Genomic DNA, 22,725 nt, shown 5'->3' on the forward strand with positions numbered 1-22,725 from the left:
ATTTAAAAAATATGTTTCTTTTTATCGTGACGATTTTAAGCTTTTAGGGATGTTATTTAACCATGGTCGTTCACTGTTAAATAAAAAGGGGTATCAGGAAATTAATCTGCTTGTTCGTATTCAGCTATCATCACATTCTCCGGATTTAAGTCTGGAACGTGCCAACGCTATTCAGGACGGGTCAAAGAGCATAAAAAAGCCCGCTTAAGCGGGCTTTTATGTCACTCCGGAGCCGCGGCTCCTTTGCGTATCTTTTTTTGTCCCCTCACCGTCTGGTCGGTGTCCTGCTGAGACTGCTAACTTCCTGTTTTTGCTAGTGCTGTCCTGGCACTATCCAATCATGATTGGTGGGCTGGCGGAGTCTGGATTGGTGATGTAATTGTTTGAAATATTTCATCTAATGTCTGATTCAACTTTCCTTAGGTGCCTATATGGGTGCCTAAAAATTTTTTCACTCCTTTTTGATAAGAAAAATAAAGCGAGATAGGGGGAAAGACTTGCGCTGTTTATGTGTGCACTAATCCGGTAGCTTTCTTGGCTCTGAGAATATCGGTGGCGGTCAGGAATGGTGTTTGCTCCTGCCAGGTGATTCCTTTACGGTCGGTGCGTATCAGTTCATAGCGCTCCACCAGAAAGTTCACCGCATCAGCCAGTGTTATTCCTGCTTCGATATGTTCTTGGATGGTGGAATCATCATGGAATGGTGTGTCGTTTAGCGTTAGACCGTAATGATGCTCCAGCAGATAAGTTAATAGTTGCTGCCAGACCTGCTCGGGCGACAGGCGTGACGAAGCTGGCAGCGTGGCCGGTACAGTTGAAATATGCATGAGTTGAGTCCCTGATAAAGGAAGAGGAAGGTGTTACCTGGTTACAACTGACTGGGGATAAATAGCGATGTAAACATAACCATAAGAGCCGAGAGTGTCAGCTTCACAAGTAAGTCCGTTGTGATGCAGTGTGACGCAGTGCTGGCTGCGAGTATCAAGCTCGCCAGTGGTCAGCATCCGCTCAAGCTGTTTCGTCATTAGTGGAAACGCTTGGTCCAGACTCAATGCTTCATCATCACTGAATGAGCCATTAAACCCTGCCCGGTCAGCCAGAAAGTATAGGTGGTTGCCTTCCTGTACCAGGCGAGCGCCGAAGCACGGCGTGATATTACGTTTTAATCCCCACTGAAGGCAGGTTGCGTTCTTCGCTGATGAGCCGGATAAGGTGGTCGATTGCATTAACATATTCCTTAATGACTGAGAGAAGTGATTAATTCATCGTCACGCTGCGAAGGATGGCATATGGGCCTGCCCGATCCTGACGACGCTCAACAAAAACAGCGAGTACACCACTGATATCCTGAACTTCACGTCCGTAGTAATGGCAGACACGGCCATGCCACTGGTAGTGACCTGTACAGAAGACAGATAACCGGGATTCGGGATGCTGACGATAAATATGCATCGCCTGGCGCTTACTGATGATTTTCATTCTGTACCTCACAACCAGCCACATTCAGCAAAAGACACCACTTCGTTCCCGACCACAAGATGATCCAGCACACGCACTTCCACAAGAGCCAAAGCTTTAGCAATCAGCTGAGTGACATGTTTATCCTGCTGGCTAATTTCTGTCGTGCCGGACGGATGGTTATGCGCCAGAATGACCGCTGCGGCGTTATGTTTCAGGGCTGATTTAACCACCTCGCGGGGATGTACTTCGGTATGGCTAAGCGTGCCGGAAAACAGCGTTTCTCGCTCCAGCAAACAATGCTGATTGTCGAGATACATCACGATGAAGACTTCCCGCTCCAGGTGAGCCATCTGCAGTTGCAACCAGGTTTTTGTGAGGCTGGTGGAGGTAAATGACTCACTCGGCTGACGCTGGTATTTCTCCAACAGACGTAATGCTCGCCGGATGACTCGCTGCTCGTTTGCTGGAAATACGGGGGATAAATTGATCGCAGGCATGACTGCTCCTTTAAAGAAAAAGCTCTTCCTAATCTTCGGAAAGGCGTGAAGAGAAAATAGAGGAAGGATTCATGACGCAAGCTGCAGCATATTCTCGGCCATCACCCAGAGGGCGCGATTAAGCTTCACATCACCGTCGATACCTTTTACAGCACGCGTGTGGGCACGTTTGCCTTTGGTTGTTCGCCCCGACAGCCCTCCTTTAATCAGGTTTTCCTGAATGCGCTGGTATGTGGTCCACAGGTCGTTGCTCTCATCCTGCCAGCGGCGCGGGGAAAGAACCTGTGATTCCGACACCGGCTGATGCTCTTCACCAAAGCGGTAGATTAATGCCGCTTTCGCCATCGCCTGCTGTGCCGGTGGCGGTAATATCAGCGACTGCATGGCATTACGCTTCTCTTCCACTTGATCAAATATCCCCAGTACTTCGTAAGCCCCTTCTATGACTTTCTCCACCACATTGCCTTTATGCGGCACGCGCACCTCTCCGAACGACTCACCGCAAATCAGCCCATTCTGGCAAACCGATCTGAATAACCCCGGCAACATCTGGTATGAGCTTGAGCCGTCATGGCTGTTAAGCAGGATGATTTCTGGCACCTGTTTGCCAGTGATCTGGCCTTCGCGACGCAGGCGCAGCATGTGTTTGGTGTGCTCTCGCTTGCTCAGGTCCCGAACTCGGGTCTGGCAGGCAAAGAATGGCTGGAAGCCTTCACGTTGCAGGTTATCGAGCAGGGAAATAGTCGGGATATAGGTGTACCTGTCACTGCGGGATTCATGTTTGTCTTCGCTGAAGACACTCGGCACATAGTGCGCCAGTTCGTCACGGGTTAACGGGCGGTCGCGGCGAACAAGATTGACTGAGCCGAAGCGGCTGGTTAAACGGGTCATAAAAACTCCTGTAGAAAATGGACATAAAAAAGGCCACCCCGAAGGATGGCCCTGTCTGTTATTAATGAGTCTGATTAAGTCGCTGCTGGTAACGTGGGTTCCGGGGCAGGCGGCATAGTTTCTGCTGAACCGTGTCTTTCGGCCCGGTAGAGCTGGAGTTGCGCCAGTAACGGGGCTTTCCGTGACTGGAGATAATTCAGGCACCATTCCCTTCGGACAACCAGTCTGACCGGCACAGGCAGAAGCTCATAAGCCTTACTGAACATCGACTCGATAAACACATCGTCACTGAGTTTATCCTCGGCAATGTTCAGCAAACCGCTGATAACGATACTGTCGAGCAATCGCTTATATCGGGTAGTACGGGATTCTGGCCCTTCTGTAGCTGGCTCACTGACATTTTCTTCTACCTGCTCATCCTTGTTATCAGTGGCGGAGACATTTCGTCGCAGATTTAATTTCTCTTTCAGTCCCTTGAGTTTCCCCTGGGTATTTTCAGACATATTGCTTTTATCCTCTGAGCTTGCAGCAAGCGAGATCAGGCAAGTGTGGCGAGTTTTTTGATGATGCGTATCAGACTCAGTGTGGTGATGCTGGCACCTAGTGCTTTAACTGCAACAGAATTGCTGCGCATCAATGTCACACCGGCAACACTCAAAACAAGTTGCCAGGTACAGTCCACGGTTGGTAGCGTTTCCTGCTGTAATATTTTTCCCACTGAACCTCCGTTAGCTGAATGCCGAATAAAAAGTTATCTCGCTGATAAGGTTATTTATAACCATTGGGAACCCACTGGCCCTGCTTACGGATATCAGTAATGATGTCTCCCTGTTTGAGCGAAATTGTGCGCCAGCCCGGCTCTTTGCTGGAGGCATTACCGTAGGTGTATCCCACTGACATGGTTAGTGCTTCACCCGTTGTAGTAGTGAGATCAGCTTCATATGCCGCTTCGGTATTTTGTTTACGGATGAAACGCACGGTATTAATGGCACGACAACGCAGACTACTTTTGGCATGTTCAAATGAGTTATCCGCCATCTGGCAACCTTCAGATTTAATTTCATCCGTCAGGCTTGTCGAAGCATTAAAATTTTTAGGAGCGGGAACGTAATTCACCATATCGCTGCGCAGTGTTGGCGGATCTGTCTGAAGCACAAGATAAACAGGACAATCTGATTTTCCGACTTCACAGGCTTTTGCGACGTAATCACGTACTAGCCAGCCTTTATTGCCGAAATACTCAGCACCGCTCTCGTCTTTACATTGTGACCACGTGGCTTTTTGTCCCATCATCACGCCGTCTACCATGACGCAGGTGACGGCTTTTACAGGCTTCCCGTCCCAGCGAACAGCGTCAAACGGTTGAATGCCGGTATGATTCACATCAAGTGTGTAAGCCTGCGGGTTCTTCGCTATCCGGTCATTTGCCTGTTTCAGTTGAGTACTGCCTTCCTGAGTCAGAAAGAAGGTATAGCGTTCGGGATGTATGTCGCCGTGAATTGTCATTGCAGACGAGATCAATGGAATAAACAGTGCTGCAGAGCTGAGAGATAAAACAACGAGTTTACGCATAAGGTTTCCTTTCAGTTAATTAATGATTAATACAGTCCTGCCATGTGGCATCAACCAGTGCCTCATTCAGCCCTTTGGCGCTGAATTTTTTAGATATAGCGGCATTCATAGAGGTCATTTTTATTACGTCTTTTTGACTTGTCGCTTTTAGCGCAGTAAAGGTCGTTTCATCCAGAGGATGGTTTGTACCATTGATACTGACTCCAGGATCAGAAAGCCCTGTTTGTGACGAGACGCGGTAATCCTCCGCAGGTACGCTGTAAGCAGCAGCTAGCTTTCCGCTTGCGCAGGTCAGTGTGAGCACTTCGCCTGAAGCATTTTGAGTATTGAGTTCAAACTCCATGGCACTGATGTTCCCGTACCAGTCACCCTATTGCTGGTCAGCCTGTACGGCGCTGGCACTGTGGCTAAGCAGCAGTAATCCAGCCAGAGTTGCATAATAGTTTCTGAGCATTTTGGTTTCCTTTCCTGATGATTTAGATACAAAAAAGCCCGCTTCCGTTTTAAGGGGAGCAGGCTGATCGTATTGATAAAATGAGCTAGCAGATAATCGTTAATACAGATCAGTTTCCAGGAATTGATCGTTATTATCTATTGCAATATCGATCAATTTACGACAATCAATAGATTTAAACTATCAAGTATTGAGTATCGATCGGTGCGATAGATCAACAAGTTTCAGCAACCGAATGACATTCGTCAGACTGATTCATCCGGGTGATATAGGTTTGAAATTATCTGCAATTTGGACGGGGGATAGTGCGTGTTTATGAATTAATTTGATGCTACGTCTGCGACGTTAACTTCAGAGTTATATTATGTAAGTTAATTGCCTGCTTTACATGTTTCCTTCTACTATAGCAAAAGTAACATCAGTGCAGTAATTACTGTCTGATACTGTATTATAATAATAAAGATGGAGTAAATATAACGATCATTAACAATACTCACCTTTAAAAATCAATACTAGTACCTGAAGAGTAATTAATTACATGTCAGGTTTATTATATTGAGATGATTATTACAAGGACTAAAACATGAAACCCTACATCAGCAGATTACATGGACCATGTAACCAACTTCATATAAACCGTATCCATGACACGTTGAATAAATCGCTTAGTGAATACCCAAGGACATACGTTCGCAGAATAGATTTAAGAATACCCGATGAGGTATATGAACAATACCGTGATGACTCAACACTGATAACGCGTTTTATGGAATCACTAAAGGTGTAGTGGTTTACTGAATTTGGCCACCTGAACAGAGGTGATATGCTCACCTCAGAACATTACAGGTGCCTCAATGAAAAAAAGAAATTTCAGCGCAGAGTTTAAACGTGAATCCGCTCAACTGGTCCTTGATCAGAACTACACCGTTGCAGCTGCGGCCAGTGCTATGGATGTGGGTCTTTCTACCATGACGCGATGGGTAAAGCAGTTGCGGGATGAACGACAGGGCAAAATACCTAAAGCCTCCCCTATAACCCCGGAACAGATTGAAATACGTGAGCTGAAGAAAAAGCTACAACGCATTGAAATGGAAAACGACATATTAAAAAAGGCTACCGCGCTCTTGATGTCAGACTCCCTGAACAATTCTCGTTAATCGGGAAACTCAGAGCGCAGTATCCTGTGGTCACACTCTGCCACGTGTTCGGGGTTCATCGCAGTAGCTACAAATACTGGGAGAAAAGCGCCGAAAAGCCAGACGGCTGGCGAGCTGTGTTACGCAGCCAGGTTCGGGAGCTGCATAACATCAGCCATGGCTCTGCTGGCGCAAGAAGTATCGCCATTATGGCAACCCTGAGAGGCTTCAGAATGGGACGCTGGCTTGCTGGCAGGCTCATGAAAGAACTGGGGCTGGTGAGTTGTCAGCAGCCTACCCACCGGTATAAACGTGTTGGTCATGAACACATCGCTATCCCGAATCGCCTTGAGCGACAGTTCGCAGTGACAGAACCTAACCAGGTGTGGTGCGGCGATGTGACGTACAGTGTGCCCGGAGTTCAGGGCGGGCATGGATGCTTAAATGAACCGCGAGTCTGTCTGGAATATTGAACCGGTAACTCACGATGAGAAACCCAACAATCCCACCGGGTGTGACGGTGGAGAACCTGAGCGGCAGTGACCTGCGGCATGCCCGCAGGGTGATGTAACCCGCTGACAACGGGGATTGAGGCGAGATCACTAAGCCGAGATGATCCTCAAGGTTAAGTACTGAAAGGCTGAAGAACATGAACCCGTTAATCCGCCTCTGTGGGTTGAAAACGTCACCACGGCCTACGTGATCTGACAGGCCGTGCAGGAGGAACTGGCAGTGATACGTAAGCACTGCCGGTCGAAGGTGTTTTGACATGTATGCGAAACACCGGGGCAGCAGCGTCTATCACGCTTGCGTTGCTGACTTCTGCCAACTTGCGGCAAGCAAGGATAAAGAGTGCGACGGGCAGCCTCCTCAGTATGCCTGAGTCCAGGCAGGTAAACCGGGGAAGGTCAGCGACGGATGTTAAGGGGGCATGGCTCCGATGACGCGCTGGCTGGCGGAGCTTCCGTAGTAGTCCGCGATGGGGAAAGCCCATTACATGGCGAAGGGAAGCAGTTTGAATGTGTTTGCGACGTGAATTAACTGACCTAACGAGGTGAAGACCTTTGATAATCAGCGAAATGCAACGCAAGCTTGCCACATGGGCAGCCACCGATCCGTCCCTACGGATTCAACGGCTGCTGCGTCTGATAACACAACCAGAATGGCTGGCTGAAGCGGCGCGGATCACGCTTTCATCAAAGGGGGCGCATACCCCCGGCGTTGATGGCGTGAACAAAACAATGCTACAGGCCAGACTGGCTGTTGAACTGCAAATCCTCAGGGATGAATTACTCTCAGGCCACTACCAGCCCTTGCCCGCCAGACGGGTTTACATCCCTAAAAGCAACGGCAAACTGCGACCACTGGGTATCCCCGCGTTGCGGGATCGTATTGTTCAGCGGGCCATGCTGATGGCGATGGAGCCGATATGGGAGAGTGATTTTCATACGCTCTCATATGGCTTCCGGCCTGAGCGCAGTGTCCACCACGCGATCCGCACGGTGAAATTACAGCTCACAGACTGCGGTGAAACCCGGGGACGCTGGGTGATTGAAGGCGACCTGTCCAGTTACTTCGACACCGTACATCATCGACTGCTGATGAAGGCTGTACGCCGCAGGATCAGTGACGCACGTTTCATGACTCTGCTGTGGAAAACCATCAAGGCGGGACATATCGATGTCGGTCTCTTTCGGGCGGCCAGTGAAGGTGTGCCACAGGGCGGTGTTATATCGCCGCTATTATCGAACATCATGCTGAATGAGTTCGATCAATACCTGCATGAGCGCTACCTGAGCGGGAAAGCCAGAAAAGATCGGTGGTACTGGAATAACAGTATCCAACGGGGCCGAAGTACGGCGGTCAGAGAAAACTGGCAGTGGAAACCCGCGGTGGCGTACTGCCGCTATGCCGATGATTTTGTCCTCATCGTCAAAGGCACCAAAGCACAGGCGGAAGCCATCAGGGAGGAGTGTCGGGGTGTGCTCGAAGGCAGTCTGAAACTCAGGCTGAACATGGATAAGACTAAAATCACCCATGTTAATGACGGCTTTATCTTTCTGGGGCACAGGATCATTCGCAAACGCAGTCGTTATGGCGAGATGCGAGTGGTCTCAACGATCCCGCAGGAGAAAGCCAGAAACTTCGCCGCATCGCTGACAGCACTGTTATCAGGCAACTACAGTGAAAGCAAAGTCGATATGGCTGAACAACTCAACCGAAAACTGAAAGGCTGGGCCATGTTCTATCAGTTCGTTGATTTTAAGGCCAAAGTCTTCAGTTATATCGACCGTGTCGTGTTCTGGAAGCTGGCTCACTGGCTGGCCCGCAAATACCGTACAGGTATCGCTTCCCTGATGAGGTGGTGGTGTAAATCACCGAAACCGGGTCAGAGCAAAACGTGGGTTTTATTTGGTAAAACCAATCACGGCAAGCTCAGCGGCGAAATACTGTACCGGTTGGTGGGGCAAGGCAAGAAGCTGTTCCGCTGGCGGCTACCCGAAGGCAATCCCTATCTGAGGACGGAGACCAGAAACACGTATACATCGCGCTTTACAGAAGTGGCAATGGCGTTCGCCAGCATTTAAATGGAGAGCCGGATGCGCTGAAAGGTGCACGTCCGGTTCGGGGAGGAGAGGCAGGGAAATAGTCCGACTACGCCCTGCCTCTTACTCTACTCTGGACAGGCAAGCGTTGGGCTTACCTTGCAGTTGTTCTCGATCTGTTCGCAAGGAAACCAGTGGGCTGGGCAATGTCATTCTCGCCGGATAGCAAGCTGACCATCAGAGCGCTGGAAATGGCGTGGGAAGCTCGCGGTAAACCAGCCGGAGTGATGTTCCACAGTGACAGTAATAATGCCGATGTCAGTCTTTACCACCACTTAGTTTGCCGTTTAACCAGATTGGTGTGATTACTGATGCAGTGAAGACCTTCCCGCATCCTGACTCACACAGCGATCGACCTTTTGTGTCCTGCCCTGGACCCGTCGGTTGCCGGAAGCGCCTTCATGCGAGGCATCTCCTCACCGATGCGCGTGACTCAAGAAGGGCCTGACGGCTTGTCTCGTTACTGTCCTGTCCGGGTTATCTGTCTGGAGATTCAACTCTGTTTCCTCACAGGAGCTCTGTCATGGTTGATAAAGTTACCGAAGCTGCCGTTGTGGGTGGCGTGGATACACATAAAGATTTGCACGTTGCCGCTGTCGTAGATCAGAACAATAAAGTCCTTGGGACTCAGTATTTCTCCACAACACGACAAGGTTACCGGCAGATGCTGGCATGGATGACCTCGTTTGGGACATTAAAGCGAATTGGTGTTGAGTGCACAGGTACCTATGGTTCCGGTTTGCTTCGTTATTTTCAGAACGCCGGGTTAGAAGTTCTTGAGGTGACTGCTCCAGACCGGATGGAGCGACGCAAACGGGGTAAAAGTGACACAATTGATGCTGAATGTGCCGCTCATGCAGCATTCTCAGGCATCAGGACAGTTACTCCCAAAACGCGTGATGGCATGATTGAGTCCCTGCGGGTATTAAAAACTTGCCGAAAAACAGCAATATCAGCCCGCAGAGTCGCTCTCCAGATTATCCATTCAAATATTATCTCTGCCCCGGATGAATTACGTGAACAGCTCAGAAATATGACGCGCATGCAGCTCATCAGGACCCTGGGTTCCTGGAGACCTGATGCCAGTGAATACCGCAATGTAACCAACGTTTATCGCATTTCATTAAAGTCCCTTGCCCGACGCTATCTCGAGTTACATGACGAAATCGCTGATCTGGATGTCATGATTGCGGCAATTGTCGACGAGTTGGCACCTGAGCTGATTAAACGTAATGCTATCGGATACGAAAGCGCTTCACAGTTGCTGATCACTGCCGGAGACAATCCTCAACGGTTAAGATCAGAATCAGGATTTGCGGCACTGTGTGGTGTCAGCCCGGTCCCCGTTTCTTCTGGAAAAACGAACCGTTACCGACTTAATCGTGGTGGAGATCGTGCTGCAAATAGTGCACTTCACATCATCGCCATCGGACGCTTACGAACTGACGCAAAAACAAAGGAATATGTCGCCAGGCGTGTAGCCGAAGGACATACAAAAATGGAAGCGATACGCTGTCTAAAGCGATATATCTCCCGCGAAGTTTACACGTTACTGCGCAATCAAAACAGGCGGATCAACAGTATCCCGATAACAGCTTGACTCTTAGAAGGGCGTCCAGGGTAGCCACTATACAAGCAGGCAGTTCCGGCAGTTACTGTGGCGTTGCCAGATCAGGCAGAGTATGAGCCGACGTGGAAACTGTTGGGACAACAGCCCGATGGAACGCTTCTTCCGTAGTCTGAAAAACGAGTGGGTGCCAGTGACAGGTTATATAAACTTTAGCGATGCTGCTCATGCGATCACAGACTATATCGTCGGGTATTACAGCTCGCTAAGGCCGCATGACTATAACGGTGGGTTGCCCCCAAACGAATCGGAAAACCGATACTGGAAAAACTCTAAAGCCGTGGCCAGTTTTAGTTGACCACTACATAGTGACATATAAGCCCATGCATAAGTTCTTGAACTATGCCAAGAAAAACAGCTCATTGCGCACGCTGATGCAGGAGCCAAGCCGTGTTCTTGGCTTGGAGGCCAGGATCGAGGAATACAAGCCAATCACCCATGCTTCCCTGCTCATCCTTACCTCCGAGAAAAGCATCAAGGTCAATGACGACATGTCGGTGGAACCCCAAGGTAAGATCAGGGAAGAAAATGCTAATGCCCAGCTCATCAAGTACGCACGAAAGCTCGCTATTGTGTTTAACGGTGAAAATGTTGTTTCTGTTTACAGGTCGTTGGGGTTGAAATCGCTATGAACTGCTATGTAAGGTATATCGGCGTCGTTGACAAAGACGACCGGATTCATGCTGTGGAGTTTACTCGGGGTCTGAACATCATTACCGGGAAGTCTTCGACAGGTAAAAGTGCGATCCTGGAGATCTTCGACTATTGCCTAGGCAGCAGCGAAGACACTATCCCTGATGGCAAGCTGACCGAGCGTGGCAAGACATTTTTCACCGTCCTGCAATTCCCTACGCTGACTTTGGTAACAGGGCGTACAGCAGCTTCCAAACGCTGCTTCTTGCGTGAAGTCACTGGGACAGAGGCGGACAACATTCTTGAGCTCATGGGGCACGTCGAATACTTCTTCGATGAACGACACTATATTCACAAAGATCAGTTCTTGAAGAGCCTAGGCAAGTTTTTCGGTATCACGATGGAGAACATTGATACAGACCCAATGTATAAGCAGGTCACGGGGGCCAAAGGTGCGACGCCGTCCGTGCGAAGCTTCCCGTCATTTATGCTGCAGCACCAGAATCTGGTCGCGAATAAGCATGCGATTTTCTACCGTTTTGATGAGAAGGTTAAACGAGACCAGGCGATCGACCACTTCAAGATTCTCATGGGGATCGTGAAGGAAGATTACTTTGATGTGTATAAAGATCTGACCGAGGCGTCCTATGAGCTTCGGCGTGTTGAGCTGAAAATACCGAAAGACGACAAAGCGCGAGAGATGGCCATCGCGAAATTCAACAGACTGCTGAATCAGTATCAAGCTCTTGCAGGAAAGCCCCTCTTCGACATGACGGCAGATGAAATTTTCCTCAAGCCAAAGGAAGCGCTCAGGCTTATGCTCGCGACCCCAGTTTTTGTGGATGGTCTAGCCGACGACTACGAGAAAACCCTCAACTCCTTGCGTGACCAGAAAGCCAAGCTTGTGGCCGAACTACGCTCAGCCATTGGCCGGCTGAACCTGCTGGAACGGTCTGTGGAGCAGGTCAAGGGGATCGGCACCTCGTATGCGTCACTGACAGTCCCTCGTTCCACGAGCTTTGATCACACGTTCTGCCCCGTTTGTGAGTCGCACTCCGACATTCCCGAAGATCAGGCGAACAAACTCACTCAGGCGATTGAGTGGCTCAATACCGAGTTGAGGCTTTCCTCCTACGCCCGAGAGAGCTTGGGGCAGGAGAGTCGTGATCTGAGAAAGGAGATCAAGGAAATTCGGCTGAAGCTGAAGAGCGTTCAAACCTCGCTCAAACCTTTCGAGGAGCATGATAGGCGGGTTGCAGAAGCAAGCTCGCTCGAAGATGCGCCGAAAAAGGCCAAGCTGTTACTTGAGATCGCTATCGATGAGTTCATCGAGAATCCGCCATCTGACCTCAAGAAGATGAAGGCGTATTGGGCAGAGCAGGTCAAGAAGTACCAGGAGCTTCTGGATAAGTATGACGTTGATATCGAGCTGGATCGGTTATCTCGGGATATCAACAAAAAAATGAAGGAGATCGGTCAGCGGTTCCATTTCGAGGAGACCTACAGGAAGGGCTCCCTGCGATTTGATATTAATACGTTTGACCTGTGGCACGAGAAAGAGGCGCACAAGAAAGTGTTTCTACGCTCTATGGGCAGTGGTGCCAACTGGGTGTACTCACACCTCACCCTGTTTATGGCGCTACATTACCAGTTCGCTGCTAGGGGGGACAAATGTGCAATCCCTCCCATCCTATTTCTGGATCAACCAACTCAGGTGTACTTCCCTTCCAAGGATGAGGGCGAGGAGTTCGAAGCCGAGAATTTGCGGGCCGAGGACACCCAAGGTGTAGAACTGCATGATGACATCGATGCGGTGTCGAACATGTTCACGCAGATGGCGCATTTCTGTGATGATACGGCGCGTGAGACGGGCGTGATGCCACAGATCATCGTCTGCGATCACGCCGATGGACTCAATCTCGGACAGGGCTACAACTTCAAGGATTTCGTACGGGCGAAATGGCGCCACCGTGGGTTCATTGCGGACTGACTGAGCGCTATGGAGTGAATCGGTGGCTATGGAAGGTAGCCGAAAGCTCCATATCAAGAGAACAGCGGTGCGTTCAGGTCCCAAGCCAGTCTGAATTTCTTCAGAGTGGAAGTGTGCACTGCTCATCGCCCAGCAAGCAGCCCGGCATTAAGCACATTAGCCCGCACGGTAAAGTATCGTGGAGGGTGCATCTGGAAAAATGGCGATGATCTGACCGTCAGTAAAACGTAACAGCTTCATAGAAATCTCCCTGCATGCAGGTTAGGATAAAACTCCACTTATGCATGCGCTGGTTTTTGAGGGGATTACCCGCCAACTTATACCTTAAGGGTTGCAGTGAGTATGGGGAGAACACGCTCCTTGAGCGTCACATTGGCCCATTCGGAAATCGCAGGTATGTTGCGTATTTTCACCGTGCGCAGAGCGATAGTTAGACGATGCAAAAGTGCTAGAGATTCGGTTTCGATCGCGGCATTCACCCACGCATCTGCATGTGCCCACGGACGCGAAAATAAATCTGCCATCGCTTGTGTTGCTGTCTCGATGGGGCCTTGATCGTGGCAAAGGACGCGACCGTGATTGCCGAGGTCGTGCACAAGATGGCCCAGTCCTTCTTCGTTTGTGCGCAACAATGGGAAGGGGCATTGGCCGATGTTCAGCAAAATAAACGCGTCTATGCGTTGACTGTCATCGCCAACCGCTGCTGCGGGAAGCCTGGCAAGTTGACCAAGGATCATCCAAGCCACTGTGTTGCCAAGCATATGCGGTCGCTCCTCTCCGAGATCAATAGATTTGCCTATGACGTCGCCGTGATGATTGGAAAGCCAGGCTTTTTCGCCTTCTATCTTCAGATGAATCAAACGACCGTCTGGTGCTGCCATCGCGATCAGCGCGTTTTCGATGGGTTCCTCCATGGGCTCAACAGAAAGAAGACCGTCGATAATTCCATAACTGAATTGGCCTGTTTTCTCCGCCATACAACGAATAGCCTGCGCACCGACCATGTCCCCGAGATAGACAGCTGCCAAGCGATTGCCAAGCCAAGTGCCGGCTTTCTGCGGGTCTACTGCAGCGCGGCGCGCAAGTTCGTCGCCTGCGGCATCTGCAAGCTCTGAGAGGAAAGCTGCAGGGATGGTCGGCACCACGACATCCTCGCTGCCTGCGTGACGATAGGTGCGTATTGCACCTTTGGATTTGAGTTCGGCCAACGCATGGCGAGCTTCGTCGGAAAGTGCATCTTGTCGTACCACGAACTCATTCGACGCTGCCAAAGTCAGTTCTGCTGAACGGGCACCCTCATCGGCAAGAGTGCAGCGAGCGAGCACTCGATAGCCGCGAAGTAGGTCCGCCTGATGGGCGTAGCTCCGGCGTGAAGCTTGCACCAGTTCCAAGCCAAGCGACGGCGGAAGAAGCAAGGCGCTGTCCGGGTCTTTGTGTCGTGGGTTACGGGCGGCATCGTCGTAAATTGTGCGAAGTACCCACGGCGCACGGTAGTCTTCTGCATATTCCGCACCCTGCTGGAAGTAAATCTTGTGCTTGTAGAGAATGCGCTGCGCATTTTGAAATTCTTCCAACATCAATGGACCGATCTCTATGACCTTTGCTCGATCTCCCACTGCTGTCTGCGTTCGACCGTTTGGAGCTTTGACCAACCGTTCCGCGCGATCGGTGGTCAGGATGACATTGAGCTTATTCCCAGGCCGAAGGCTCGCTAGTTCCTCTAGGTCGGCCGCCATTGCTGTGCCTGGCTCAACATCGTCAATAGCAAGTAAAAGGGCTGGCCCCGCTGGTCCGGTGGACATCCGCCGCAGCCACTGGCGAGCGTCGTTTGCGGTGAGATTCCATTCAAGCTCAATGGCGAACAGGTTGGCTAGCGACTGAAACAGTCCCGGTCCTGAACCTCGCAACATCAGGATGGCCAATTCTTCACTGTCATGAGTGCGCAAGGCGATTTCGCGCAAACAACTACTCTTGCCGCTCTGAGCTGCACCTTCGATGATCGTGAAGGCCGTCCCGGCTTGCGCTGATTTAATTGCGGTAAAGGTACTGAGACGAGGGAATAACAGAAGCTCGGCAAAGGCGCGAACAGACTGGCCTGGTGGGTCTGTCATCTCGGCCAGAAGTTTTGCAGTTGCAGATCGCACAATGGGGACCCAGACCCCGGTTTCCCGACCCATCAAAGCTTCAGCTGCCCACCGCATATCCGCCGTGGCCAACTTGGCGGCATTTTCAAGCAGACGGGCTACCGCATTGGCGGCGTCTTGCTCGCCGGACCAAAGTTGCCCTGTATTGGCGTCGTAGATGCGGGTATCGCGCCCATTCGTGACAACGACAAGAGGAGGTCGTGGCGTCAACTGATTCGCGTAGCTCTGCGCTTGCTCATAGTCAGAATGAGTCAGGGCAAGATGCTCTCGTTTAAGTTCCACCACGGCCAGCGGCCGTTCACCATGAAAGATGAGTACATCCGCTCGCCCAGTCTTCTCCCACTGGGCAGCGCTGTCGAATTCATGTGTCTCGTGACCGAGACGCACAGTGAAGCGCCGTTGTTCCACCAGTTGCTCGCGAGGAATATTGGGAAAGGCTGTGGACAAAGCTGCTGCCATTCGGCTCTCCAACTCGGCCTCGGGACGAATGGAGGGTGACACTTGCTGATTTTGTTTTGTACTAGGCATTGTGACGGCTCCTTAAGCCCAATTACGCAGCGATTCGACTGCAGCATCCATTTTTTGTAACAGTGAACGCAGCGGCGGGCAGTCGGGATAGTGCTGGTTCAGCAGCCGTCCGACTTCAACATGCGCCTCGATCGACATCCGTCTCTTCGGGCGGTGTTGCGGACCGACGAAGGTCTGCACGTAGCCGACCGAATTGCGCTGGCCATTCGACTTAGGCTGCGTTTTCTGCTTGTCCTTCTTGGCTTCCGCCTTGGCAGTGTTGCGAAAAGTCAGCTCGTTCAACAGCTATTGCAAGTTCATAAGCTTTTTGCATGACCGCTCGAAAATTGCTTCCAGATCGAAGATTGATTTTTTCGCATACTGCCTTGTCGTCATTTATTTCTGCTGCTCCATATCCCATCCGCTGAGAGATTTTATGCTAATTAGCTTGCCTTCATAAACTGTTAACTTCCGCTTCTGGCACTTATCGGGCTGAAATATAAGGTATCATTCGACGCAGTACTAAAGTGGAAACCTTCATTAATTATCCGTCACCCTGCTAACCGCATTCCTTTCATCCCACCTTCAATCATGCTTCCACGATCCGCTGCCATCACAAAATCAGCCCACCACTGCATCATCGGACGACGCTGTTCAAGATAATCACTGCGGTTATAGGCACGTCGCACTTCATTCTTTTCCACATGAGCAAGTGCTGCCTCAATGACATCAGGCGGAAAGCCTTGTTCATTAAGGGCTGTACTGGCGATAGATCGCAGGCCGTGTGAAACGAGCACCCCACCAAAACCTGCGCGTTTTAGCGATGCGTTTACGGTCTGACTGTTCATCGGCTGGTTTGGCTTGATGCGGCTGGGAAAGATAAATTCTCGATTTCCACTTAACGGCTTCATCATCTCCAGTATCGCAATTGCTTCATTTGACAATGGAACAGTATGGTCGCGGTTCATTTTCATGCGTGCTGCAGGAATCTTCCACTCTCGCGCTTCTATGTCTACCTCTTCCCAGAGAGCTTCAGCCGCTTCGGCAGGGCGGGTAATAGTAAGAAGTTGCCACATGAACAGGCAGCGTGTGGAAAGGCTAATGCTGGCTGTTCGCATTGTCTGCATCAGTTGAGGTAGCTGATCCGGTCGAATGCTGGGCATGTTCTTTTTCTGAGGCTTCTCGAAGGCTTTACCGATATTAACGCTGGGAACAGCATCAATAAGCCCTGTGTTTTGGGCGTAGATCATGACCTCATTAATGCGTTGGCACAGGCGACGAACGGTTTCCAGTGCTCCTCTGGCCTGAACTGGTTGGACGGCCTGAACCAGTGTGTGAGCTTTAATATCTGTAACGCTAACGTCGCCAATAGCAGGAAAGACATCTCTTTCAAGAGAGCGCCAGATATCGTCGGCATAGTCCTCTGTCACGCTGGCTTTCTTCACATTCCACCATCGTTCAGCCACGAGCTGGAAAGTATTGGTTTTAGCTTCAAGCGAACTGCGAAGTTGTTCTTGCTGATGTTCCTGTGGATCGATTTGTTTCGCCAGGAGAGAGCGTGACTCTGCCCGGTAGTTTCTGGCATCGGCAAGCGTAACTGACGGGTAGGGGCCTATGCTCTTCTTCGCACGTTTCTTGGTGACAGGGCGAATATAGCGAAACTGCCAGATTTTACTCCCGCTGGATTTGATGAGTAGCTCAAGGCCATCACCATCATAGAGAACGTAGTCCGCTTCTTTGGGTTTGGCGGATTCGATTTCCTTCACGGATAGAGGTTTAGTTTGTCTTGCCATTGCCGGGTTTCCATAGTTTTAGGCACCTCAAAAACAATAATGCTTTATGAGGTGCCTAACAAGGTGCCTAAAAGGATCGGATTTAATTAGTTGGCATCAGACTTCGCGGGACAAATTGAGGGCACAAAAAAGCCCGCAGGGCTTGTGCCATGCGGGCTCTTAGGACTTCATCGGATGACTCTGGTAATCACCGATGGAGAATTTTGGTGGAGCTGGCGGGAGTTGAACCCGCGTCCGAAATTCCTACATCCTCGGTACTACATGCTTAGTCAGTCTTTACATTCGCCTGGCACCTGCGGACAGACACGCCACTACCAGACTAGCCTGATTAGATTTAACGCTTCAACCCCAGGCAGGGCCTCCACGCGATCTCTTTTGGGTTTGACCTCTCTTTGATCCCCGTCTTAAGAGCGGAAGCTAGGGAGAGAGGGCTCAGAGCAGGTTATTAAGCTGCTAAAGCGTAGTTTTCGTCGTTTGCGACTATTTTTTTGCGGCTTTTTACGAGGCCAACCGCCCCTCGGCATGCACCTTGGGTTTCGCGAATCCCGTCGAATCCAGAATCAGCCCCAATGTGTTAGGACAAGTATAACAGACTTGTGACACGCGTGACCAGCCCCCGCAACCCCTAATCCTCAAGGATTTAGCGCTCGCGCAGCGCTTCTTTTGCGCGATTAAACGGTTTGATTAAATAGTCGACGATGGTTTTTTCACCTGTTTTTATATCCACTGTGGCAATCATGCCCGGTACGATGGAGAAATGGCGTCCCAGTTTGTTCTGTAAGAAGTCCTGATGGGTGCGGATAAACACGCGGTAATAGAAGATTTCCGGTTTCACTTTATCCTGAATGGTGTCCGGTGAGATGGTTTCGACTACGCCTTCCAGACCGCCGTAAATGGCGTAGTCATAGGCGGTTATCTTCACCAGCGCCCGCTGGCCGGGATGGATGAACGCGATATCACGCGGCGACAGGCGGGTTTCTATCAGCAGATGATCGTCCAGCGGTACAATCTCCATCATCTCGCCGTTGGGCGGGATAACGCCGCCAATGGTGGTGACCTGGATATTTTTCACAATACCGCGCATCGGCGCGCGTACGGTCAGGCGGGTCACGGAATCCTCGCGTCCTTTTAAAATAGCCGCCAGCATATCCACTTCGGCGTTAGCTTTTGACAGCGCTTCCCGCGCCTGCACGAAATATTGTGAGCGCAGGTCGGTGATTTTTAATCCCAGATCGCTTTTTTGGCGTTGCAGGCGCAGCACTTCTACGTGGCTGGCGGCACCGCTTTTCTCCAGTCGCTGAGTAATGGCCAATTCTTTATTTACCGAGACCAGCGCATCCTGCAGTTCCGCCATTGAATCCGCAAGCTGCGCGCGGCGGCTTTTATACAGGCGAGTTTCGGAGGCGATGAGATCCGGCCAGGCGCGCAGTGAATCGGGAAAGACCAGCGGCAGATCGTTAACTTCGGCATTGAGCCTTGCGCTGGAGGCCAGTGAGGCGCGATAACGGGCGGCGCTCTCCCCAACGTTGGACTCTGAACGGGTGGGGTCGAGACGAGCAACAATTTGATTAGCCTGGACTTTATCTCCCTCGCGGACCGTCAGTTCGGCGAGAATACCGCCATCCAGTGATTGCAAGACTTGTTCACGCGAGCTGGGGATCACTTTCCCGCTGCCGGTTGAGACTTCATCCAGCTTACCGAAATATGCCCAGATACCCAGGACGGCAAACAACAGCGTGCTGAGCAGAATAATGCGGCTGGCCCCGGAAAAACGGTGCTCGCGGCGGATATCGAGGTCGTCCATGGCGGCATCATGCGGATTGGTTTTCATTTTTCCACTCCCGACCGTGGGTAGGGGCAGGTGCCCGGCTCGCATTCAACGCCTGCGCTTTCGGGGCATCCATGACCAGTTGACCTTCTTTCAACACCACCACGCGTTCGACCAGTTCCAGAACCGGTACGCGATGGGTGGCGACAATCAATGTGCGGTTACCCAACCACTGGTTGAGGCGCTGAATAAATTCCCGCTCGGTATGTTCATCCAGCGAGGCGCTGGGTTCGTCGAGCAGCACGATATTGGGCGATCGCAGCAGCATTCTAGCCAGCAGGATCGACTGCCGTTGTCCACCGGACAAACCGTTGCCGCCTTCCATAATGGGATGCGCCAGCCCTTTGGCGAGCTGTTTAACGAAAGCAGCCGCGCCGCTGACCTCCAGCGCTTCGAAGATCTGCGCGTCGCTGGCGTGCGGCGCACCGAGGGTCAGGTTCTCGCGTAGGGTGCCGAAAAACAGTCGCGCATTCTGGCTGAGAAAACCGATGTTGCGGCGTAAATCGGCCATATCAATTTGCGCCAGACTCAGGTTATCGAGCCGTACATCGCCCTGGATAATCTCCACGCCGCCGGCCATGGCCTGTAGCAGCGTTGATTTTCCGGCACCGTTACGCCCGAGGATCGCCACCCGTTCGCCGGGCATGACCTCCAGGCGCGAGATCCGCAGTGGAACGCGCTGATCGTCACTGTGGTAGCGAAAGTGTGCGTTCTCAAACTGATAATGGCCGTGAAAAATCTCCTGATGCACCCGGTCTTCGTCGTACTGCGTTTCGGTGGGAAGCTGCATGATGCTGTCTAATCCCATCTTCGCCGCCTTAACCTGTTGCCAGCGGGCCAGCACGCCGCACAGATTAGCCATCGGGGCAATCATTCTGGAACCGAGCATTGAAGCCGCCACCACGGCGCCGGTGGTCATCGTGCCTTCAATGACCATCGGCGCACCGAACATAATGATGGCGGCGTAGACCAGGCTTTGTACCGACATGCCCCAGCCAATCAGCCCTTGAGTCAGCTTACGCGTGCGTAGCCCTGACTCTCCGGTAATACGGATATAGCTGTTCCACTGCTGTAAAAAGCGGTTTTCCGCCTGCATCAGCTTGATGTCTTCCAGCCCCTGAACGCTTTCGACCAGCACTGCGTTGCGCAGGGTGGATTCATGGGCAGCCTGGTTGGCAAGCACAGCCAGCTTCTTCTGTAACAGCAAGCCAGGCAGGATCATCAGCAGGGCCGCGACGGGTGCAATCCACGCCAGCGGCGGGGCGATAAATGCCAGCACCACGATAAACAGAAAGAAAAACGGCAGATCGACAATGGTCGACATGGTCGAAGAGGTGATCATCTCGCGAACTTGTTCCAGCTCGCGCAGTTGAGAAATAAAGCTCCCCGTCGAGCGGGGGACGGCGCTGTTGCGCAGCCGCAATGCGTGGCTAAACACGCGATCGGAAATGCGCATATCGGCGCGTTTGCCGAGCAGGTCCATTATGTGGGTACGCGCTTCGCGCAGCAAAAAGCCAAACAGCACCGCCACCAGAACACCGGTAGAGAGAACATACAGCGTTGGATAAGACTGGGCGGGGATCACCCGGTCATAGACCTGCATGGAAAAGATAATCCCGGCGAGCGACAGGACGTTAATCAGAAAGGCGGCAATCATGACCGGCAGGTAAGGGCGGATGTCCTTTAACACCAGTTCGCGCATCCAGTCGGGCTTGAAGCGCGAAATATAGCGGTCTACCCGACTGTCCTTCAGCGCCGACAGCGGGCGCAGCGCGGTAATGCTCACGATCTCCGGCAGAAGTTCTGCAATCGTTAACCTGTTACGCTGGCCCTCTTCGGCGATGATGAAAACATCTAACGTATCCTCGCCGTTGAAATGTTCTATTACCATCAGTTGGCCGTCGCGCAGTTCCGCCACCACTGGCAGGTGCCATTGACCGAACGCCTGCGCGGCGGTATTCAGCGCATGAAATGACAGTCCCGCCTGACGCGCCAGTTGCGACAGGGCCGTGGCCCGGCTTTTTCCCGCAAACCATGGGGCGTTGGCCTGGATTGCGCCGGGAGAACAGGCCACGCGATAGTGATTGGCAATATGCGTCATCGCCTGCGCCCACTGGCTCAGGGCGTGTTCGCCAATTACATCATCCGCATGTGAATCGAGGTTGCTCATAGCTTGATCTCCACCGATTGAATGCTGCGATTATTTAAGGCGAACGCCTGGCGAAGCGAGCCGGTGTTATAGAGACAGTTCAACTGGAGCTGGCGCAGCTGGTTTTGAGTCTGGAGTTCAGCAAAACGGGCCTGATACACCTCTTGCTCGGCGTTAAGCACGTCGAGCAGCGGGCGCGAGCCAAGGTCCAGATATTGCTGTTGATAAAGCTCGCGCGTTTGTTCGCTCAGCCGCTGTTGGCGACGTAGAATCTGCAGGGCGGTGGCGAGGCTCATCGCCTGGCTGCGGGACTCCAGTAATTTCTGCCGTACTTCGAGTCGGGTGCGCTGGATGGAGTATTGTGCAGATTCTACCGCATGGCTGGCGGCGTTGCGTCTGGCGGTGAGTCCGCCGCCCTGATACAGCGGCATTTCAACTTTTACCCATGCAGAATACTGGGTTTTGTCGAGTACCTCATGGCTGGGGTATTTGTCGTTGAGATAGTGCTGAACCGACGGCTCCAGAGAGATGGTGGGCGTCATCTGCGCGTTAGCGTAGTCGAGGTTTGCCTGCGCTACATTCGCTTGTGCCCAGGCCGCCAGGACCGCGGGAACCAGTTTATCGTCCGGTTTGACTACATCACAGCTGCTGTCCAGTTTGACCGGGAATTCATTGCTGATGCCGTTAAGCGAGTTCCAGCCGAGGAAGCTCATCAATGTGGCCTTGCTGCTGTCGAGATTGGCCTGATATTGCGCCAACTGAGAACGAGCAGACTCAATACGCGCATCGGTTTGCACCACGTCTGACAGCGAGGTTGCCCCTTCATCATTGCGTTGACGGGTCAGTCGACCAATGCCGTTTAAGGCGGTGAGCTGCTCTTCGGCGGCGTCCACCATTTGCTGCCACGTCTGCACCTGGACTATCGCGTTGGCGGTGGCGTGGGCGATGGTATCAATACTGAGTAACACATTCGCCTGCTGTTGCGCGGCTCCGGCGGTCTCGGCGCGGACCTGGCTTGCCACTTTGCCGAAGTCGTACAGCATTTGCGATACCGAAATCACCAGCGCCGGGCTAAAACCGTGGTCGGTGTAGGTATTGCTGTAACCGTTGTTCATTCCGGCAGAAACCTGCGGGTAATATTTTGACTTCGCCACGTCGATTTGCTCGTTTTGCGAGAGCAGTTTGCCGATGGATTCACGAATAGAAGGATGCCAGCTCACGGCACGACTCACCGCGTCGTTGAGCGTCAGGCTACCGGGAGCGGCGGCACTTAGCGGCAGATCGGCAACCGCGCCGTCCAGCGAGGGAAGCATCTGGCTAGTGGCCAGTCCTTCCGGCGTAATAATTTGCGGTTCATCTTCGGCATTCACCCGCAGGGTACAGAGCGTTAATGCCAGCAGTAAGGCAACAGGCGCGACATTTCTCATAGATTATCCC

19 protein-coding genes, 1 other RNA gene and 3 pseudogenes are annotated in these 22,725 nt (G+C 51.9%); 7 read left to right on the forward strand and 16 right to left on the reverse strand.

What is annotated here, in order from left to right; genetic code table 11:
- Positions 1–506 precede the first annotated feature (506 nt).
- The 9 genes from SK39_RS17195 to SK39_RS17235 form a co-directional block, all read right to left on the reverse strand.
- On the reverse strand, positions 507–827 hold the full coding sequence (locus tag SK39_RS17195; protein WP_048217236.1) for a TA system toxin CbtA family protein: 321 nt from the start codon (positions 825–827) through the stop codon (positions 507–509).
- A 33-nt stretch (positions 828–860) separates the two neighbouring features.
- Entirely contained in the window at positions 861–1,226 is a 366-nt protein-coding gene (locus tag SK39_RS17200) for a type IV toxin-antitoxin system YeeU family antitoxin (RefSeq protein ID WP_048217237.1), read from the reverse strand.
- A gap of 31 nt (positions 1,227–1,257) precedes the next feature.
- Positions 1,258–1,479 (reverse strand): DUF987 domain-containing protein, encoded by a 222-nt coding sequence (locus SK39_RS17205; RefSeq protein WP_048217238.1) that lies wholly within the window; start codon positions 1,477–1,479, stop codon positions 1,258–1,260.
- An 8-nt stretch (positions 1,480–1,487) separates the two neighbouring features.
- Positions 1,488–1,958, reverse strand: coding sequence for a RadC family protein (radC, locus tag SK39_RS17210; protein WP_048217239.1), 471 nt, complete (start codon positions 1,956–1,958; stop codon positions 1,488–1,490).
- Between the two features lie 69 nt (positions 1,959–2,027).
- Positions 2,028–2,849: a DUF932 domain-containing protein gene (locus tag SK39_RS17215; RefSeq protein WP_048217240.1), complete on the reverse strand. Its 822-nt coding sequence runs from the start codon at positions 2,847–2,849 to the stop codon at positions 2,028–2,030.
- A gap of 74 nt (positions 2,850–2,923) precedes the next feature.
- Positions 2,924–3,352 carry a hypothetical protein gene (locus SK39_RS17220; RefSeq protein WP_048217241.1) on the reverse strand — a complete coding sequence of 143 codons (429 nt, stop codon included), beginning with the start codon at positions 3,350–3,352 and terminating at the stop codon, positions 2,924–2,926.
- A gap of 35 nt (positions 3,353–3,387) precedes the next feature.
- Positions 3,388–3,567, reverse strand: a complete 180-nt coding sequence (locus SK39_RS17225) for a hypothetical protein (protein WP_048217242.1) — start codon at positions 3,565–3,567, stop codon at positions 3,388–3,390.
- A 50-nt stretch (positions 3,568–3,617) separates the two neighbouring features.
- Positions 3,618–4,421: a hypothetical protein gene (locus SK39_RS17230; protein ID WP_048217243.1), complete on the reverse strand. Its 804-nt coding sequence runs from the start codon at positions 4,419–4,421 to the stop codon at positions 3,618–3,620.
- A gap of 19 nt (positions 4,422–4,440) precedes the next feature.
- Positions 4,441–4,764, reverse strand: coding sequence for a hypothetical protein (locus tag SK39_RS17235; RefSeq protein WP_231593821.1), 324 nt, complete (start codon positions 4,762–4,764; stop codon positions 4,441–4,443).
- Positions 4,765–5,729: 965 nt separating this feature from the next.
- Between SK39_RS17235 and SK39_RS26880 the strand changes: the two are divergent.
- The 7 genes and pseudogenes from SK39_RS26880 to SK39_RS17260 form a co-directional block, all read left to right on the forward strand.
- A pseudogene (locus SK39_RS26880) lies at positions 5,730–6,418 on the forward strand (IS3 family transposase); the annotation flags it as partial.
- Between the two features lie 672 nt (positions 6,419–7,090).
- The gene (gene ltrA, locus SK39_RS17245; protein WP_001189111.1) at positions 7,091–8,599 is read left to right on the forward strand and encodes a group II intron reverse transcriptase/maturase; all 1,509 of its coding nucleotides are present in this window, start codon (positions 7,091–7,093) and stop codon (positions 8,597–8,599) included.
- Between the two features lie 80 nt (positions 8,600–8,679).
- A pseudogene (locus SK39_RS26125) lies at positions 8,680–8,868 on the forward strand (DDE-type integrase/transposase/recombinase); the annotation flags it as partial.
- Between the two features lie 272 nt (positions 8,869–9,140).
- Complete coding sequence (locus SK39_RS17250) at positions 9,141–10,217, forward strand: IS110 family RNA-guided transposase (protein WP_000227969.1); 1,077 nt, start codon at positions 9,141–9,143, stop codon at positions 10,215–10,217.
- 16 nt (positions 10,218–10,233) lie between these two features.
- A pseudogene (locus SK39_RS26135) lies at positions 10,234–10,542 on the forward strand (integrase core domain-containing protein); the annotation flags it as partial.
- Complete coding sequence (locus SK39_RS17255; protein WP_048217244.1) at positions 10,460–10,876, forward strand: three component ABC system middle component; 417 nt, start codon at positions 10,460–10,462, stop codon at positions 10,874–10,876. The pseudogene SK39_RS26135 and the gene SK39_RS17255, both read left to right, overlap by 83 nt.
- The gene (locus SK39_RS17260; RefSeq protein ID WP_048217245.1) at positions 10,873–12,867 is read left to right on the forward strand and encodes a DUF3732 domain-containing protein; all 1,995 of its coding nucleotides are present in this window, start codon (positions 10,873–10,875) and stop codon (positions 12,865–12,867) included. Before SK39_RS17255 ends, SK39_RS17260 begins: the two co-directional genes overlap by 4 nt.
- Before the next feature lie 317 nt (positions 12,868–13,184).
- Here the strand turns inward: SK39_RS17260 and SK39_RS17265 are convergent, their stop codons facing one another.
- From SK39_RS17265 to SK39_RS17285, 7 genes are all read right to left on the reverse strand, one after another.
- On the reverse strand, positions 13,185–15,539 hold the full coding sequence (locus SK39_RS17265; protein ID WP_048217246.1) for a type I restriction enzyme HsdR N-terminal domain-containing protein: 2,355 nt from the start codon (positions 15,537–15,539) through the stop codon (positions 13,185–13,187).
- Positions 15,540–15,551: 12 nt separating this feature from the next.
- A complete protein-coding gene (locus SK39_RS27160) occupies positions 15,552–15,821 on the reverse strand; it encodes a hypothetical protein (RefSeq protein WP_129622424.1) in 270 nt (89 codons plus the stop codon).
- 248 nt (positions 15,822–16,069) lie between these two features.
- Positions 16,070–17,311, reverse strand: a complete 1,242-nt coding sequence (locus SK39_RS17270; protein WP_048217247.1) for an integrase — start codon at positions 17,309–17,311, stop codon at positions 16,070–16,072.
- A gap of 204 nt (positions 17,312–17,515) precedes the next feature.
- Positions 17,516–17,879: a transfer-messenger RNA gene (ssrA, locus tag SK39_RS26140) on the reverse strand.
- A 72-nt stretch (positions 17,880–17,951) separates the two neighbouring features.
- Positions 17,952–19,115: a beta-barrel domain-containing protein gene (locus SK39_RS17275; protein WP_085951585.1), complete on the reverse strand. Its 1,164-nt coding sequence runs from the start codon at positions 19,113–19,115 to the stop codon at positions 17,952–17,954.
- A gap of 7 nt (positions 19,116–19,122) precedes the next feature.
- A complete protein-coding gene (locus tag SK39_RS17280; RefSeq protein ID WP_048217248.1) occupies positions 19,123–21,309 on the reverse strand; it encodes a type I secretion system permease/ATPase in 2,187 nt (728 codons plus the stop codon).
- On the reverse strand, positions 21,306–22,715 hold the full coding sequence (locus SK39_RS17285; protein ID WP_003845860.1) for a TolC family outer membrane protein: 1,410 nt from the start codon (positions 22,713–22,715) through the stop codon (positions 21,306–21,308). The genes SK39_RS17280 and SK39_RS17285 overlap by 4 nt, the downstream gene beginning before the upstream one ends.
- Positions 22,716–22,725: the final 10 nt, after the last annotated feature.

The organism is Citrobacter sp. BIDMC107 (assembly GCF_001037575.1).
Lineage (GTDB): Bacteria > Pseudomonadota > Gammaproteobacteria > Enterobacterales > Enterobacteriaceae > Citrobacter > Citrobacter freundii.